Genomic DNA, 19,149 nt, shown 5'->3' with positions numbered 1-19,149 from the left:
TATTCTTATTGGGAACTAATATAGGCAAATCAATGTCATATATGAAAGTGTCAAGAATTAAGTACTAAAAGGGATAGCCAATAGCAAAATTAAAAATGGTGTCTTTGACATCAAAGTTGTAGCGCTCGCCGTCAGGTAATGAGGGATCATGGAATGGGGTCGCAAAATCAAAACGAATGACAAATCCTTGAACATCAACACGAGTACCCACACCAGCACCCATTCCTAATTCTTTATAAAAATTGTTACTAAAGGTGCCACCTGGTAGAATTTCATTGGATTTACTGTTCCAAATATTCCCAGCATCTACAAAAAGGGCGCCTTTTAAAAATGAAACAATAGGGAAGCGGTATTCAATATTGGCTTCTAACCTGATGTTTCCACTTTGGTCTATATAAACATCATCATTATCTGTTTCCTGATGGAATGTTCCTGGACCCAAGGAACGAATTCTAAAGGCTCTTACACTATATGGTCCACCTGCATAATATTGTTTTACAAATGGTAAAACGTTTGAATTTCCATAGGGTAGTCCGTACCCGGCAAAAAGCCTCGTGGCAATTTTTTGTTCTTTTCCAAAATTAAAATGATAATGGAAATCCACATCCAATTTGGCATATTGTGCATATTCTAAACCTAAAAAGCTTTCGGGCTGTCCAGGCTCTTGCTCTTTTCCAAACAAGCTAATGATGTTACCCGCCATATCAAAGGTGGTATTAAAATAGAACTGGTGAGTGTTAGCTGCATCTACCATGCCGTTATAAGTAAAAGAATAGGTGAGTCCAGCAATGAATTCTTGTTCAAAACTTTCTCTCAAATACGGGTTGTCATCAAGGATTTGTTCAAATTCGGGTGTGGTATTGGTTAGTTGGGTATAAGTGATCGTTACGGGATTGATCTCATGAGTGACATACCGATTGGCATTCCAAACATAACCATACTTGGCGTTTCCAGAAAGTAGGGCATACAGCTGAGTACGATTCAAATAGTCAATACCGAAACCAATTTTGGTTTTAGGAATAGCATATTCAAAATAATCATTATCAAACTTAATTGGAAAAACCATTCTAGGAACCAATAGTTCTGTTTCTAAACCCAATTGGGTACTGCTCAAAGAACTACTGCTACCACTAGCAATTTGCTTTTCATAACCCACTTTGGCTCCTACACTAAACGATTCGCCACCACCAAATAAGTTTCGGTTGGTATAAGTAACCCCTAAAGCTGGTCCCGCAAAATTGTTGGATTTGGTTACCGCCTGTAGTTCGGTTCTTAAAGAGCGTTTATTTAAAGGCGATAGGTAGATATCTGCCTGCAACAATCCCAAATTGTCATTTTCCAGCGTATCCAACTCCTTATATTGAATATTCACGTATTTATAGGACCCAATAGAAGAGAGACGTCGAGCGGTATTTCTAGATTTTTCAGGATGGTAATAATCACCTTCTTTAATCAGAATGAAGGGATCTAAATACTTAGGTTTAAAGAAAGGTTGCTCTTCTAAATAGTTTTTTTCATTAAAGCGAGTAGTTTGAATTTGTAGTGAATCTTGATTCAATTCGTAATTGGAATACACATTAACTTTTGCAATTTTATAGGGAATTAAAGCCTTGTTCGGCACATGGGACTTCAAACTTAAATACAAATCATAGCGCTTGTTTTTATATCTGTTGGTATCGGCTTCAAAAATTAAAAACTGATTGTTGAAATTAAAGTAACCTTTTAGTTTTAGTTGACGTTCAATACGCTGGCGTTCCAATTCAAAATTTCCCAAATCAAAGCGCATGCCTTCCTTAAACGGTGTTTCCTCAAGACTTCTTTTCACTTCCTGATAAAATGGACTTGGAATGGAGTCTAATTGATAGGTAGCCATGGTATAGGGACTTGTAATATTTACGGTATAATCAACCGATGCTTCTTTGTCCTTTTCATTTACCTGCGAACCAGATGTACTGTAAAAAAAACCTCTGTTTTCAAGTCTGTTGACCAAAAGATCTCTCACTTCATGGGGTTCAACATCTGATTGATAAACAGGTTCTTCCCCCAAATTTTTATAGAGCCATCTATTAATAAATCCAGGATGTTTTTTCTGATTTTTATAATAATAATATAACCCCACGTACATTCCTAAGAATTTAGAATTGGGCTCTGGCATTAAGACCTGCTCCAATTCATTTTTTAATAAATCCTTGTTAACAATGGTCGTATCTGAGGACATGCTCAATGTTGCCCCTGTATAAAGGCGTTCATCCTCTGGGATAAATTTTTCCACACCACAAGAGGTAATAAACAATAGAATTACAAGATTGAGATATCTAAATTGTATGTTATATGAATTATTAGTTATTCTCATCTGCCTCCTATTCTTTTACTTGATTTTGCTGCGATTCATTTTCTTGCGTGTCATCTTCAGGATGAAATATAGCATGCCAAAACTCACTAAATTTATTAAATTCCATGGTGAAAATTAGAGCAATACCACTGACCATTGTTTGGCCATCAATGACATTTTCAAATTCATTTCTTCTAAATCCCTTAATGCGATATCGGCCATTTTTGGTCAATAAATACTCTAATGTAACGTTTCCTATAACCGGAGTTTCTTCCTCTGTTTGATTGCTTCCCTGAATATCCACTTCGCTTCCTACACTTACCGTCAATCGATCGTTGAAGAGTTTTTTCTTTGCCGCGACCTCCAATTGTGTGCGATCCTGAGGAGTACTTCCTTGGTAATCGGTAAAACTATCGAGTCCGAAATCCAATTCAAAGCCTGTTTTTCCTAGTAGTTTATCCGAAAACATATTGAGTTGATCAGAAACAGCGTCATTGAGATTGTCACGTGCCACTGAGGCCATACCACCATTACTACCATCACTGCCGGGTTCGGGATAAAAACGGTTCAGCACCAACAGGGAAAAAACTTGTTTGTTCAATTCTTCTTCCTGTTGATTTAATTGCTGTACACGACCATAGACTTGACCATTGATAGCACCACGTTCATTTTCTGGCATATCAATATTAAATGAGATAACAGGTTGCATGAGTTCCCCATCAATATTAAGATACACCTCAAAGGGTAATACCTGTCTAAATTTATTACGCAGAGAAGGGTCAGATCCTGAAGTTTGGGTTGCCATTAAAGCCGAAGCCGAAGCTTTAACTTCATAAAGGGCTTTGATGTCAAGGGCAGCATCAAACGGATCTCCAGACCAGGTTACTCTACTACCGGGACTTAAATCAAATCGACGGTTTACTAAATTGTATAAACTCATCTCATAATGACCATCCGTAACATCATAAACTCCAGAAAGAGTCATTTGTCCATTGGGTTTCATGTTGAATACAAAATCTCCTTCTCCAGAAACTTTAAAATTATCATTGGTTTTCTCATTGATAATAATAGTCACCGCTGCCTCTGGTTTTACCTTAACGCGAGCTTTAATATCAAAACCTTTAAGTGTGGAAGTTGTTTCTTCAGTTTGTGTAAGAATAGCATCTGGATGATCCTTGTTTACAAAAATAACGACACCATCTCGTTGCTCCATGTTGACAGAAGCCGAAGGCATGATATATGAAATGTCGGTCTCATTACCAACAGTTGCATCTACATCCAATTTAGGTATTTGAAGATTTCCGGTTAAACTTGCGGTGGCATCAAAAACAGCTTTACCATAAACAAAATCATTGTCATCAGCAGAAGCATTTAAAAGCTGAAAGTTTGTTGCTTGTATTTGAAGGTTGAACGAAGGATTTAAAGTATTTTCAGTAAGAATGTCTCCAGTTAGGATTAAAGGATTGTTGTTGGCATCTAAAACGGTGAATTTACTTAATGAAATCTTTTCATTGGTTACTTGAACACTTTCTTGTTTTAAGGTGAAGGCGGCATTGAACTTGGCTATATTAAAAGCTGCATTATTAAAATCCAATTGGCCTTGATATTTTAAATCACTAGGTGCTCCATTAACTTGAAATTTACCTGTCATGTTACCATTTGTATCAGTCAAAGCTCCCATGCTGAAACCTTCCAATGCTTTCATTTGAAATTCATTGATATTGAGATCCAAATCTAAGGCTGCTCTTTCTGTTCCAGCTAAATAGTCGCCTTTAAGGTCTAAATCAACCATTCCTCCTTTTGTAGATAGATAAAAATCATACTGCTGGTTTTGTATCGGTTTTCCTTTAAGGGAAAGCGTGCCTAAGTCCACGTCTAATACATGAAGTTGATTGATGTCCAATTGGGCATTTAAACCAGTTTTACCAAAAGGATCCTCAACTATTAAATCCCCATTTATTAAACCAGTTGCAAGTGTTTTGTCAGGATTGAAATATCCTAGGAGTTCTTCAAGGTTTAATTGCTTGAAGGTCATAGCTACATGATCTTTTTGTATGTTAGGGAATTCATGAGTCAATTGAATTTTCTGGTCTTGAAACTGAAAAAGAACATCTTGAAAGGTTAGTTTCTGATTTGAATAATCAATTTGATTCGTCGCGGGAACTTGCCAATTGTTTTTGTTCAATACAAGGGTTTCGGGTTCTATATGGAAATGAAGCAATTCGCTATCACCGGTAATTTTGGAATCCATACGCATTACGGTAGTGTCCTGATCTTTAGCTATAAATTGTAGTGAGAGTTCATGGTTTTCCTGATGACCTGAAAAAATGGTTTGAGGTAGTACCAATGGACCAGCCGTTAATTCTTTAAACCTGAAATTGAAATCAAAATGTTCTTTATCAGTAAGCATATCAAAATGAAGGCTATCCAATTTATTACCATCATAATTAATATGAGGAGCCGAAATTTCTGTGTCTAATCGATAAGCCATTTCATCAAAATCCATAGCAATTTGAATGGTGTCTAAATCTTCAACGTTGACAAGTAATACTTCATTTAACAGAGGAGACGGATTTATAGTACCCTTGAATTTTAATTTAACAGGCCGCTCTAAAGTATCCACCCTCTGGAGATCTCTGTAAAAGTAACCTTGTATGTGTTGTGATAAAGCTTTGCTAAAGGTTTGCGGGTTTGAATTGGATTCCAAATCGGCATCAATTATTTTATTGTGTATAGTGACAGAAGTGGTATCTGGTCTCACATGGGCTTGAGCTTGTAAATCACCAAGTAAATACCTTTTATTGTCATAAACGATTACGCCCTCATTAATTTCCGTTTCAACATCAAATGACGAGCTATTACCTTTAAAATCAGCTTCTAACTGAAATCCAGTTCTAAGGGATTGGTCTGTAATTCCCAAAGCGTTTAAATTAGCCCCAATAACATTCAAATTTATCTTGGCTTCTGGAGCAATAGAATCTAAAGTGACCAATGCATCCAGATTCATGTTGAGGTTGTCATCTTTGTAATCTGAAATGATATGACCTTGTCCATTTTCCAAATTTCCTTGAATACTTAGGTCTGTAACATCATATTGCTTTAGTTTGAATTCTGAAATAACAGCATCCAATTGAGCATTTAAATGATTGATGTCACTTCCCGAGCCGTTGGCCTTTAAACTTAAGCTTAGAGCACCGAAATCTTCATTTTTAAGCAATTCATTAAGTTGGTAATTATCAATCTGACCATCTACATCAAAATGAATACCTGCCTCTTTATTGAAAAAACCTTCTAATTTGGCGTTTCCTTGTGAGGTGTTTAACAAGGCGGTAGCTCGAATATTGTTGAGGTTGCCTTTGGCTTTACCTTGGAGATTAACGGTTTCTGGAAACTGGATACCTAATGAATCTTCCGAAGCAAATTTGATGAGATCAGATCTTACCGTAGTTGCTCTAAATTTCGGAATGTCAAAAGTTATGGAATCTGAAGTGGTTATTTTTTTAATCTGACCTTTTAAGTCTATTTGCGTTTCTTTTCCCCATTGGATATTCAAATGAGAAATTTGAATATCAGACAAAGTTCCTTGTGCCTTCAGGTTACCTTGAAGTGCCTTTTGTCCAAGTGTTTGCATATAAGAATTGTCCCGAAGACTGGGTTCAAATTTAAACACATCATTCAAGTCAAATGTCATGTTTGCTAGATTCAAATTTACTTTAGCTTGTTCTGGGTTTGCCAAAAAAGAGGCTAAAGAGGCATATTGTAAGTCTAGGCTTCCTTTGATTTTATTTTGATTTACTGCGGCGTTTAGTTGTTGAATTTTAAGATTTTGATCTGTTATTGTTAATCCAATACCTATTTCTTGTACATTAATTCCTGAGGCTTCATTAAAATTTAAAGTGTTCAATTCTAATCCAGCAGTCTTATCTTTCAAATGCACATTAGCTGCTTGAAGGTTGAAATTTGTGATGACCACAGCTTCTGGGTTGAAAGTGCCCTTTTTCGGTTTTTGATTGTTGGAAATAAAACTGAATTGATTGTCCTCAAAATCTATTTCACCAATGGTTAATTGAAGGTCTGGCCATTCAAGGGAGTTGGAATCAGAAGCCAATGGTTCATTGAATTCGGTTGAATTTTTTTTGGTTGTTTTGATGTCAATTTGTGATTGTTTTAAATTCAATTCCCCAAAAACAAACGCTTGGTTTGTTAAGTCAATGCTTTCAATTTCAGTATTAAAATCATCAATATTTGTGTTCACTTCTAAGCCGTCTCCAATGGATTTATAATGTGCTTTTACTTTGTTCAGGGTTAGGTTATCCACTGAAATGAATGGAAGTATGGACGTTTCTGATTCAGAACTGGCTATTACTGGAGTTTGGGTAACATCAATAAAGGCATCTTGTAACTCAAGGTCATCGACTTTAAAAGTCATGGTTTCCAAATTGGTTTCATCCATGTCAACTTCCAAGGTTTTAAACTTGTAAGTGCTTTGAATGCCTGTTACTTGGTCAATATAAACGATATTAAAATCCTTTAAGTCCAAAGAGCCCAATACAAGATTAAATGGCTTGGAAACCGTATCTTGAGTTGATTCAACCGGTGTTTCATTGGAAGTAAATGCATCAATTAAAAATTGGAAATTAAATCCATTGATAGAATCCTTCCTGATGATGTTGGCACGCAATCCTTCCCATTCCAAATCATCAACACCCATTCCCTTACCTGTAATTAACGCCCACAACGGCATGTTGGCTTCAAGTCTTTTAGAGTAAACTAATGTGTCTCCTTGTTGATCTTCCACATAGAGACCTTCAATTTGTATATCGCCGTCAAAGGTTATAAAAGCCTTTTTCAGTTCTATTTTGGAGTGGGTTTTATTGGTGACATAGTCTATGGCCTTGTGAACAATAATATCTTGTCCCCACGGACTCCTGATGAAAACAACCAAAAGGATAAAAAGGACTAGGAGTACCAAAAACACTTTTACAAGAATTCGGAAGACACGATGTCTCCTCTTCTTTGAGGTTTTGGTAGAATCTGTAGACAATTCCTAATACAATTTAGATGGTTCTTACAAATGTAATTAAATGTAAGTTACATGTTCTTAATAAATTGCTAATCCATAAGAAATGGCCTACTTTTTAGTTACCTGGTATAAAGTTTGACTCGTAGTACTTTTGGAGTGTCAAAATTTAACCCCCAATCAGTTTGGTCTCCATTTAGGATACGGTCCATAACAAAAGTACCATTTTCATAGTGTCCTTCCTCAACACTTAAAAACCACCAAGGCTTATCGGCATATTTTCCAGAAGGTTCAAACATGACTCGGCAATGGTAACCCACTAACAAAAATTCGTTGGTATCGAGTTCGGCAACCAATAGGCGTCCATCAGGATGTTTGGGTTGAAAAGGAGATCTTGACATTCTATCAAAAGTCCCAAATGCGATATTTAGATCCCATGATTTTAAAGAAATCGTTTGGTCGGTGACATAATTCTCACGGTCAACAGCACCTCCATTTTCGGCTTCAGGGTCAATAGGTAGTAATTGAATGGCTGTTTGGATGTGACCTTCATAATTCAACTTGGCAATCACATCTGCCATTGGCTTAAATAACTTAAAGTTAAGCGCGGTGGGTTCATACATGTCTTTAGAAGTCATGGGCTTACCATCTGGACCTATACGTAGTCTGGTATCATCCAATCCGAACGGGGCATAACCTATGGCTCCTTCTCCCAAAGCAGCGTAGAAAAACTTGGGGAAATCTTCATGCCAAAAGGTTTCAGGAACAAACAACGGATTGGTTTTGGTACTGTAAACCTCTAATGATTTTAAATAAGTTTGGGTATCCTTAAAATAAATATCAGGCGCTAATAGGTCAATATCAGGCGCTGCGGCTTTCCAAAGATCCAAAACATTATCATTGGGTCCACCTACCTGATAGTAGGGAGGACCTGGATTAATAGGGTTTCTAATAGCGCCATTCACGTATAAAGGAAGCGGATATATGGCTTTTCCAGCCGAGGCAACTTGTCCTATATACGAGGCCACATGCCAAACATGAAAGTATTCTTCAGCATGTTCTCCAAAGACTTGTTTCCAGGTTCCTCCATTATTTGAGGATACTTCCATGGCTTTTAAAGCTTCTGTAGGCACCTTACCTTCAAAGAGTTTGTTTGCTTCTTTAGAATAATCCCTGACACTTCCCCAAGAACCTGGTTCGTTTTGAACCTGTACCATAATCACGGTATGTTGCGGGTCCACTTCCTTGAGGTGGTTCATAAACATTGAGAATGCCTTTATATCTGCTTCTAAGGTTGCTTGGGCATGAGGGGATGGGGAATCAATAGGTTCTCCATTTTTGTTCACCATATTAAAGTAGGTATCTGGTTTTAATTTCATCCATTGTGGCATGTAATGATTGGAACCATTTTTCCAGGTGGCAAACCAAAGTAATATAACTCTTAGATCGCGTTCTCGGGCTTGTTTAATGATGCTATCCATTACGCTATAATCATAGACGCCAGGTTGGGGTTCAAATTGTTCCCAATAAATGGGTATTTCTAAAGTATTGATATGTAATTGATCCATGGCCGACCATACTTGAGGAAGGGTGGCCGGCCAAGAACTGGAATTGTTACTTTGTGCTCCCAAAACAAGATAAGGTTCTCCATCAACAATCAAGGCATGTCGCCCATTTTGGGTTTCAATACGAGGAATAGGATTCTCTTTTGTTTGTGATATACCCAAAGTAGTGACGAGTAAAAAGATACTTAAAATTTGATTTACTGTTTGTTTGTAATGGAAAAAATTCATCTTAGGAAATGACATATAGATTAAAGTAGTAAAGATAAAAAATGACAAGCTGAATAAGGGTGAAAAATACACTTAAATCCGTCAGAAATAGAGATGCTTTTTGTCAGCGTGACATTTTAAATATATTCTGTATTTTTAAGACTTAATCAGAAAACAAGATTTAAATGAAAGCACTCTTTACTTTATTGGCTGTCTTTTTGTTGGCTACCTCCTGTAATGAAAATACTGGCACTGAGGATACCGCCCAAAATTCAGAAAACACTATTGATTTTAAAATTCCGTATGAAAAATTCACTTTAGACAATGGATTGGAAGTTATCTTACATGAAGATCATAGTGACCCTATCGTTGCTGTGGCAACTATGATGCATGTTGGTTCCAATAGGGAGAAACCAGGGAAAACGGGATTTGCCCACTTTTTTGAACACATGAGTTTTAATGATTCTGAAAATGTACCTGTAGGAGCCAATAGAAAATTAATTCCAGAATGGGGTGGTCAGCGTAACGGTGGAACTTGGAGTGATGGAACGGTATATTATGAAGTGGTTCCAAAAGACGCTTTTGAAAAAATCCTTTGGATTGACTCTGATCGATTTGGGTATATGATTAATACAGTAACAGAAGCAGCTTTGGAACGTGAAAAACAGGTTGTTAAAAATGAAAAACGCCAAAGAGTCGATAATTCACCCTACGGATATACTGATGAAATTATTAGAAAAAATCTTTATCCAGAAGGTCATCCTTATAACTGGACGGTAATAGGGCAATTGCCAGATTTACAAGCAGCTACGATTGATGATGTTAAAGAGTTTTATGCTCAATACTATGGGGCTAAAAATGCGTCTTTGGTTATTGCTGGAGATATTGATATTGCCAAAACCAAAGAATTAGTTGAGAAGTGGTTTGGTGAGATTAACAGCGGACCAGATGTAGAGCCTCTGGAGCCAATGCCTGTTACTTTAACTGAAAGCAAGTCTTTATATTTTGAAGATACTTTTGCCAAGTTACCTGAATTACGGATGGTATTTCCAACCGTTGAAGAGTATCATCCAGATACCTATGCGTTAAATATTTTGGGAAATCTTTTGAGTGGAAGTAAAAAAGCGCCTCTTTATCAGGTGCTTGTTGAGGAAAAGAAATTAACTCCCAATGTTGGTTCTTATCAAAGCAGTAGTGAGTTGGCAGGGGAATTTGTATTGAGGGTAAGAGCCAATAATGCGGTTGATTTGGATTCTGTGAAAATAGCTTTGGATGAAGGTTTGAAGCGATTTGAAACTAATGGAGTAGAGGATAAAGATTTAAAGCGTATCAAAGCAGAATTGGAAACGCAGTTATATCAAGGTGTTAGTACCGTTTTAAATAAAGCATTTCAATTAGTTCAAGATAATGAGTTCAATGGTGATCCTAGTTATATTACCCAAACAGCCAATCTTACCAATGCCGTCACAAAGGAGGATGTTATGAGGGTTTATAACAAATATATCAAAGGTCAGAATTATGTGATGACCAGTGTGGTTCCCAAAGGGCAATTGGATTTGGCAGTAGCAAATTCCAAAGAGGCTACTGTTTGGATGGAAGAGGTAAAACAGGATGTTGCAGCCGAAGAAGTAGGTCAAGGAGAAGAGGCTGATTATGAGAAAACACCGAGTAAATATGATAGGAGTGAACCTCCTTTTGGTGACATGCCTTTATTTCAAGCTCCCGAAATTTATAAGGCCAATTTAGATAATGGATTGACTTTATATGGGATTGAAAACAATGAAGTGCCTTTAGTACAATTTGAAATAACCATTCCCGGAGGGCACCTTTTGGATTCCAAAGAAAAGTCAGGTGTTGCCAATTTACTTGGTGATTTAATGATGGAGGGTACCGCTACCAAAACACCAGCAGAATTGGAAGAGGCCATAGGAATGCTTGGAGCTAGTATTTCATTCTCAAGTTCTAATGAGGATTTTAGAATCACAGGATCTTGTTTAAGTAAAAACCTAGCAGGTACCGTCGCCCTGGTAAAAGAAATGTTATTGGAACCGAGATGGGATTCCAAAGAATTTTCAAGATTACAACAGGCTCTTGAAACTAGTTTAAAAGGAAGGGAAGCAGAACCTAGATCTATTGCATCCATCAATTACGCCAAATTACTTTATGGAGATGACCATATTTTTGGAATTCCAGGCAGTGGTACTTTAGAGACAACAGCTGGTATTTCACTAGAAGACTTAAAAGCCTATTATGCGATGCTCTCTCCTGAAAATGCTAAGGTTCATGTGGTAGGGGATGTTTCCCATGCTCAAGCTGAAAAAGTGTTTGCGGCTTTAAATAATTGGAAAGCGGCTGCTCCCGAAATGCCATCTTACACCCTGCCAGAGTCTCCAAAAGCAAATACAATCTATTTTATTGACGTTCCAGATTCCAAACAATCGGTTCTTTATATCGGTAAATTGGCGCTTTCTGCTGAAGATGGCGATTTTAATAATTTAGAATTTGCAAATGAAGTTTTAGGTAGTGGTTCTAGTGGCATGTTGACCCAAACCCTTAGGATAGAAAAAGGATATACCTATGGTGCTTATTCAGGAATTGCCACAAGTAAAGAGGTAGGTCCTTTTTATGTAATTACCAATGTTAGAGCAAATGCAACCTTACCATCTTTGGAAATTATTCAGGATATGCTTACTAATTACGGACCTAATTTCAGTGAAAAGGAAGTTGAAATCACCAAGAATAAAATCTTAAAGGATAATACCAGAGCCTTTGAGAGTTTGGGTGCTAAAATGGGTATTCTTAGGAATATTAGTAAATATGACAAACCATTGGATTATATCGAAAAGGATCAGGAAGAATTGATCACTATGACTGTTGCTGATTATAAGGAGATCATAAACAAGTACCTACGAGAAAAAGAAATGATCTATGTCATTGTTGGTGATAAATCAACTCAATGGGATGAGGTGAAGAAACTAGGAAAGCCTATGATAGAATTGGATATACATGGAAATCAGTTGTAATTAATATTTCGAATAAATAATAAAAAAGCACTTCCATTGAAGTGCTTTTTTACTATTCGGGGATTTGGTTTTATGAAACCTGCTGTTTGCTGTGTTGAGATTTAAATAGGATGTCTATAAGGGTCATTGTTTCCTTGGCAGCTTCTTGAGGTTTCAATGCAGTATCTGAAATACCAGATATCACTCTGGTAATATCATGATCTACACCTCCTTTTTTGTGCCATAAACCTGTTGATGCTACACTTATATAAGCTGAGAAATTGTGATGTCCAGAGCCCGGTCTTTCCCCAATGATATGAATAATTCCATGATATTTATTTACATGATTTGAAGTACCAAATAAATGTTCGCCACAGGCATAACCAGCTCTTACTCTTCCGTGGGTGATGACCAAATGTTGTTCACTCAAGCTGAATCCATATTCAGTAATACCTTGAATTAATTCGGTTAAATAGGGTTGCAAATGACCAGTGTCTTGAAGTGCTCTTACATTAAGACCATCAGAAATGATAATCTGAATATCAGGAGCTGAGCTTTCCCAAGTGTCTTTGAGTCGTTTTAATTTATCTATAGAACTTTCAGATAAGCGCTCACCAGTAGCAGGATGATAAACATAATCCTTTCGGTTTTGTGCTTGTGTAATAATAGGGTAGGCGGCAGGAATGGTTTGAATAAATTCTGACGACATTTCCGTCCAAAGACTGATTTTGGCATCTTCATACAGTTGATGTACTTTGGCATCTAATTTTGGTTCCAAATCCCAAGGATTTTCCCCATAGCCTTGTGCAATTGACACCCCTCGTTTTTCTATTCTATCGATACAGGCTCGACCTTCTTCAGTAATTATCTCATAAGATCTAACATCTCCTTTTGCTTTTTGATATTTATAATAAACCCAAATGGGGTCTCCAAAATGTTCGGTAGGATTTCCTAGCTCGTCAATGACTTCAATGTGTTTGAAAAAGTCCCACATGGCATCGTTTACACGATAACCAAATTGATTCCTAATCTTTACATGATTGCTAAAGGCGGTAGTTAGGTAACTAAGCATGGGGTCATTTTTAGTAGGTAACGCCATAAGATATGCTGGATTAGTGGGCATGACTTGCTCAATGCACCAATCAAGATCTTCTAGGTTGATATCCATATGAAGCGTGGAGCAGATATCCAAACCTATGGTGAGTCCATGCAGTTTACCCATAACCGTATCTTCTAGGCAGCATCTTACCAACTGTTCTTTTGATTTAAAGACTTCGGGTCCAATAAAACCTGCTACATCATTAACATGTACCCATGAGTTGTTATCTTTTTTGATCTCATTAATCTTATATTTTAACCCTCTTAAGAATCCATATTTTCTAGATTCGTGCATGACCATGTCAAATCCTTCACTATGGCCATTGGTAAGGTCGGCACCTTGACCTGTTTCAGCATAAAATCCAAATTGACCATTTCTTTCAGAGGCATATTGGAGGATTTTATCAATAGTTACATCAAAGGTTTTGTTAGCATTAACAGTTCCTGCGATGCTTTGAAACCAAATCCCCGTTGTTCCCGGATACATGTTTTCTACTTCTGCTTGAACATCTACATGGGATAACACGCAATTAGGAATAGTGGTTTCTAGTTGAAAGGTTTGAATAATATCAAGTAAGGCTGCTTCAACTTTTGCCACAGAAGTTGGATTGCTACTAACAGGGTTGGTTCCCAAAACTACATCGCCTACGGCATAGGACCAAGCGTTAAAAACTTGCCAGGATATATCTTCAATATTATCAGTAGGGGAGTTGGGCTGTACACGGGCACCCATGTATCCTTTACTTCCTATTTTGGAATCCGGTAACGGATTGAATACCTTTTGACTTATTTGAATCAACTCTTTATTAGTCATCAATTTAACCAAACAAGCTATTATATCGCTAGATAAACTAGGCATAATCATATTGATTTCTTCTTCTGGTTTTGATAAAACGAATGTCTTTAAATCATTTATAGTCCAATCTTGGATGGTTTCATCTGGTAATGTTGAATTTTGGATGAATTTAAAGAGGTCATCTTCATAAACTGGATGTTGATTGAGGTTTTTTAATGATGTATTGCCCAACAATTCGCGAGCATGTAATCTGGAACTGGGACTGGTGGCTGCCACTTTTATAGTTTGATCGCCCTCTTTGAATTCATTGGCCGACCCTAAAATTTGTTTGTAAAGCACTCTATCAAAAGCTCCCTTTTTTCTTTGGATATATTGAAATATGTCTTCTTTACCGTTTGGTTTTTCAATAGTTACAGCCTGATTTTCTTTGGTGGTAGTCTGGGCAGGACTGAACATTTGACATCGGTTGAGTAACAATACCGAGGCCCCAATCAAACCGGTTTGTTTTAAAAAATCTTTCCTGTCCATAGCTCTAAAGTTAACTTTCACAAAATCAGTTAGTCTTAAAGATACTAAAAGGAATAGATAATTTCAATGAAATAGTAAATCCTCAGAAAGCTTGGATTTTTATTTCCGAATTTCCATATTTTCAATTTAAAATTGAAAATCAATAGACAAATGAAAACTAATGTGTTTCTATCTCGTCCATTATTTCCATGGCCATGGCATAATCTGTTTCTGGTACCTGAAGTTCCACCAAGAAGGTGGGCATGTAATTCATCACTTGGGTTGTAAATTGATTTCTTAAAAAACAAGGAATTCCTTCTGATTCCAACCGGCTTTTCAAAACCAATAATTCAGATTCATTGTGCGCCTTTTTTACGGTCTTCCAGATCATAGGTGTATTATTTAACTAATACTCTAAGATAAGAAAAATAGCAAAATCAAGAGATTATAATTTGGCTGATAATCTCACGTTAAAAACTCGTGGGGTGAGGTAGTTTGGAATAGCGTACTGTCTCTTACTATAAACATCTCTTACCCATGTATTGGTAATGGAGTTTTGAACGTCAAATAAATTGAATATTTCAAAACCTAAAGAAAGATACTTGAATGGTTTTTTCCAACCCTTATCAAAGGTCTCATTACGTTCTACTAATACGTAGGAAAGTCCTAAATCAGCTCTTTTATAATCAGGCAGTCGGGTTTGATAAACATATGGGTCTGCGTAGCTTGGAGAACCACCAGGAAGCCCTGTATTGTAAACCAAATTCAAATACATCTTCATTTTTGGAAGTACAGGCACATAATCTTGGAAGAGAGCTGCAAATTTTAGGCGCTGGTCTGTAGGTCTAGAAATATACCCGCGGTTGTCTATGTTTTCTTCGGTTTTTAGGTAGCCAAAGCTAAACCAAGATTCTGTTCCGGGGACAAATTCACCATTTAATCTTAGGTCCAATCCATAAGCATAAGCGGTCGCATTGTTTTTTGCCCTATAGCGTATCCTAACATTTTCAATGGTGTAAGGGTTTACATCTGTAAGATGTTTGTAATAGGCTTCGGTAGTCAGTTTAAAAGGGCGTTCCCACATATTGAAACTGTATTCATTTCCTAAAACTACATGTAAAGACTTTTGTGCTTTGACATCGGGTTGAACCATCCCAGTTGAATCTCTTAGTTCTCGGTAAAATGGTGGTTGGTAATATAGACCTGTTCCTAACCGAAATAGCATGTCTTTATTCCAATTTGGTTTTATGGCGAACTGTGCTCTCGGACTAATTACAGTTTGAGTGTTTTTTTCCAAATTATCTCCATCTACCGTCCAGTTGTGAACACGGCCTCCAATATTAAACCAAACATCATGTGTTCCTATTTTGGTTCTGCGACTATATTGCAAATAAGCTTGTAGCCTATCTATAGTTGTATTATTTCTAGATCTCACATTACTGTAAGCTTCCAAGGGGCCTTCATAAGGTGTATAAGGTTGTTCATTGAAAGCATCACTACTTGGGGGATTGATTGAAAAACCAGCAGAATCAATGACTTCCCATTCCACCAATCGATCCCTAATATCTTCCTTTGTATACTTTAAGGACCATTCAAAATGGTTGTTTTCTTTTTCATAGCTTCCTTTGTGCTCTAGGTTGGCAATAAGGGCATCTAAGTCATTTCTTCCGTGAGTTAATTGTCCGCCAATTCCTTCGCTAAATTGAACTTCACCTAAATCTTCATCTCCAATATTGGTGTTTACTTCACCTAGACGGTATTGAGCCAAAATGTCAAAATATTCTTCCTCTGTAGTGTGATATTTGGAAGCAATAAGCTCCAGCGTTACCTGATCATTTAATTGGTAGGTTCCCTTTAAAGCACCAAACAGTGTTTGGTATTGGTCTTTCTCTTGGCCTTCATAAAAAACCAAAAGAGCCATGGGGTTTTCCAGGGTTCCAAAATTGGTTTGTCTGGTCAAGGGTTCATAATCATACTTGTTTAAAGAGGCGTTTCCTAAAAAACTCAACTGAAACTTATCTGAAAAACTATAGGTGAGATAGGTTTGGAAATCTACAAATACCGGATGGTAATTGGTTTCGGTTTCCTTCGCGTCCACCAATAAACTGTTGTCACGATATCGCACTCCTGCAATGGCTTGAAACTTGGAATCTTTTGAAATGCCTTCAGCAGTCAAACTTCCTCCTAAAAGACTCAAATCGGTTGTGATACCAAATTCCGTGGGTTGTCTGTAAGTAATGTCTAATACCGAAGATAATTTATCCCCATATTTAGCCTGAAATCCACCGGCGGAGAAATCGACATTATGAACCATATCGGTATTCACAAAGCTCAAGCCTTCTTGTTGCCCTGAACGAATCAAAAATGGACGATACACTTGAATGCCGTTGACATAGACCAAATTCTCATCAAAGTTACCTCCGCGTACCGAATACTGAGTACTCAATTCGTTGTTGCTGCTTACTCCGGGTAAGGTTTGCAATATGTTTTCAACACCAGGATTGGCTCCCGGTATTAAACGAATTGTTTCTGGTTCTAAAGTGACTATCCCTTGTACATCCTTTCGTTTTCTGCCAGTAATGACCACAGTTGAAATTTGCTCGGTTGAGGCATTCATGACCGGATTGAATTCCATGGATTCACCACTTTCCAACTTAAAAGTGGCCGAAATTTTCTGGAACGCAATGTGTGTAAATTGAACCGTTATCTCTTTGTTTGCCGGAATTTTTAAAATAAAAAAACCATTTTCATTGGTGGTCGTTCCTACATCACCCGCTTGAATGTTGACATCTTCAACTGGGGCATTTTTTTCGTCTAGGATGATTCCTTTCAGTATACCTTGTTGAGAAAAACCTAAAACAGGAACTAATAGAATAAGACCTAAATAGCAGATTAGTGATTTCAATAGTTGGTTTATTTTCTATAAAATGTAGCTTCAAATGTACTACTATTTCCGACATTATCCGTTACGATGACTTTTAAATTGTTTTCGGTTTCTGTGATGACATTATCATTAAAATCAAAGGTTAACATGTCATCTTTATATTCGTATTCCATTAAAATAAATTTCCCATTTACCGTAGCTCGGTATTTAGAAATTCCAGATTCCTTATCCTCAATTTTTAATTTTAAATACCTAAAGTTGCTTACCCATTTTCCATCTGAAAAATTGATGGGCTTGATGGTGGGATCCACTGTATCTTTCGCTAAGGCATAAATACCTAACGTTTTGGTTCGTGTAGAAAGTATGTGACCCTCTTTTTTTGTGGAGCTATAATAAGGACGTTTGTAGTAGCCTACCAAACGGCCAATGTAAAGCTGCTCTAAATCTTCGGGTTTGTAATGGCTGAGATCATAGGTGATTGTAAAATACTTTTGGGCTGCAATAGATTCATCATGCAGTTTAATGGTATCATTGGTTTGGGCAAAATCCATGTAAAAATCCTCATAAAAGGTGTTGGAAGGAAATTCTACAGCTACTTTGTCATGTACCAATTCGTTGGTTTTATTCGCGTATATAAAGTAATTGGATTTAAAAGGTTCCTCTTTTTTAATGGTATCGTATTTTTTTCCTTTGATATTGATTGTAAGCCAAGTATTATTGTTCTTATAATCGGAAACTTTGACCTTATAAATGGAAGATGTGCTATCTTGAATTTGTAAATACCCTTCATCATCCAAATTTTTATAAATGCTCAAGGGGTTGTTTGTGTCCCTATATAGTTTTTGTAGTCGGTGTTTTTCATTGATATATTGCTCATAATCAATGAAACGATTGATATGGCTTGATTCATCAAACGAAAATTTGTGAAAATCAATTTCAATCTTTTGATTTCCATTCATAAAGGTTTGGATATTGTATAGGCCGTTATTGTTATAAGCCAAATCTTGTCTATCATTTGCTTCAATGGCAAATCCAATTTTCCCATAAGCCTCTACATTTTCCACTACATAATCATTGTTGGGTTGTCGAATTAAACGCAATTTTTGCTTTTCGTTGGATTTGTTAATATGGGAATCTGATCCAATTGGGTAGGCATAAACATTTTTAATGAAAGGAGGAGTGGTGTCTTTGATGTCAAGTCCAAATAACATAGGGTTAATAGGGCGCTCCGCATTATCACGAATTTCGAAATGAAGGTGCGGGCCACCAGAACTTCCTGTATTACCACTGTAGGCAACGACCTCTCCTTTAGAAACTAATAACTCATCAGGATTAGGGAAGACCTCCACTTCATAACTTTCTTGTTCGTATTGCAGTTTTTTAATGTAAGCTTCGAGAGTGGGACTCAATCTTTGCAAATGGGCATACACGGTGGTATATCCATTGGGATGAGTAATATAAATAGCTTTGCCATATCCAAAATGGGCAATTTTGATTCGACTAATATATCCGTCAGCCGCTGCATAAATCTTAAGGCCCTCTACTTGTTGTGTCTTAATATCTATTCCTGAATGGAAATGATTGGAGCGTAATTCGGCAAATGTCCCCGCCATCACGAGGGTTATATCCAGAGGACTTTGAAAATAATCCTGAGGGTAGATATTTTGAGCTTTCAATAAGGGAGAACAAAGTAGGAATAAGGCTAGGGTATATTTCATAAAATTTTAATTGTTGCTAA

The 19,149-nt window shown here is 36.9% G+C and carries 8 protein-coding genes; 1 reads left to right on the top strand and 7 read right to left on the bottom strand.

Features of this window, described 5'->3' with window-relative positions; genetic code table 11:
- Positions 1–64 precede the first annotated feature (64 nt).
- The 3 genes from tamL to LOK78_RS15145 all read right to left on the bottom strand — a co-directional run bounded on the left by tamL (position 65) and on the right by LOK78_RS15145 (position 9,160).
- Positions 65–2,353 (bottom strand): translocation and assembly module lipoprotein TamL, encoded by a 2,289-nt coding sequence (tamL, locus tag LOK78_RS15155; RefSeq protein WP_232635482.1) that lies wholly within the window; start codon positions 2,351–2,353, stop codon positions 65–67.
- 7 nt (positions 2,354–2,360) lie between these two features.
- The gene (locus tag LOK78_RS15150) at positions 2,361–7,376 is read right to left on the bottom strand and encodes a translocation/assembly module TamB domain-containing protein (protein ID WP_232635481.1); all 5,016 of its coding nucleotides are present in this window, start codon (positions 7,374–7,376) and stop codon (positions 2,361–2,363) included.
- A gap of 98 nt (positions 7,377–7,474) precedes the next feature.
- A complete protein-coding gene (locus tag LOK78_RS15145) occupies positions 7,475–9,160 on the bottom strand; it encodes a DUF5597 domain-containing protein (RefSeq protein WP_232635480.1) in 1,686 nt (561 codons plus the stop codon).
- Between the two features lie 149 nt (positions 9,161–9,309).
- On the opposite strand from LOK78_RS15145, the gene LOK78_RS15140 reads away from it, so the two are divergent.
- The gene (locus LOK78_RS15140; RefSeq protein ID WP_232635479.1) at positions 9,310–12,147 is read left to right on the top strand and encodes a M16 family metallopeptidase; all 2,838 of its coding nucleotides are present in this window, start codon (positions 9,310–9,312) and stop codon (positions 12,145–12,147) included.
- A gap of 70 nt (positions 12,148–12,217) precedes the next feature.
- Here LOK78_RS15140 and eutB read toward each other — a convergent pair whose 3' ends face one another.
- From eutB to LOK78_RS15120, 4 genes are all read right to left on the bottom strand, one after another.
- The gene (gene eutB, locus LOK78_RS15135; protein ID WP_232635478.1) at positions 12,218–14,548 is read right to left on the bottom strand and encodes an ethanolamine ammonia-lyase subunit EutB; all 2,331 of its coding nucleotides are present in this window, start codon (positions 14,546–14,548) and stop codon (positions 12,218–12,220) included.
- Positions 14,549–14,705: 157 nt separating this feature from the next.
- Positions 14,706–14,918 carry a putative signal transducing protein gene (locus LOK78_RS15130; RefSeq protein ID WP_166961859.1) on the bottom strand — a complete coding sequence of 71 codons (213 nt, stop codon included), beginning with the start codon at positions 14,916–14,918 and terminating at the stop codon, positions 14,706–14,708.
- A 54-nt stretch (positions 14,919–14,972) separates the two neighbouring features.
- Positions 14,973–17,432 carry a TonB-dependent receptor gene (locus LOK78_RS15125; protein ID WP_232635477.1) on the bottom strand — a complete coding sequence of 820 codons (2,460 nt, stop codon included), beginning with the start codon at positions 17,430–17,432 and terminating at the stop codon, positions 14,973–14,975.
- An 8-nt stretch (positions 17,433–17,440) separates the two neighbouring features.
- Complete coding sequence (locus tag LOK78_RS15120; protein ID WP_232635476.1) at positions 17,441–19,129, bottom strand: M23 family metallopeptidase; 1,689 nt, start codon at positions 19,127–19,129, stop codon at positions 17,441–17,443.
- Positions 19,130–19,149: the final 20 nt, after the last annotated feature.

Source organism: Mangrovimonas futianensis, assembly GCF_021245805.1.
Taxonomy (GTDB): domain Bacteria; phylum Bacteroidota; class Bacteroidia; order Flavobacteriales; family Flavobacteriaceae; genus Mangrovimonas; species Mangrovimonas futianensis.
Note: the sequence above shows the minus strand (reverse complement) of the source record. Positions and strands in the feature narration are given on the sequence as shown.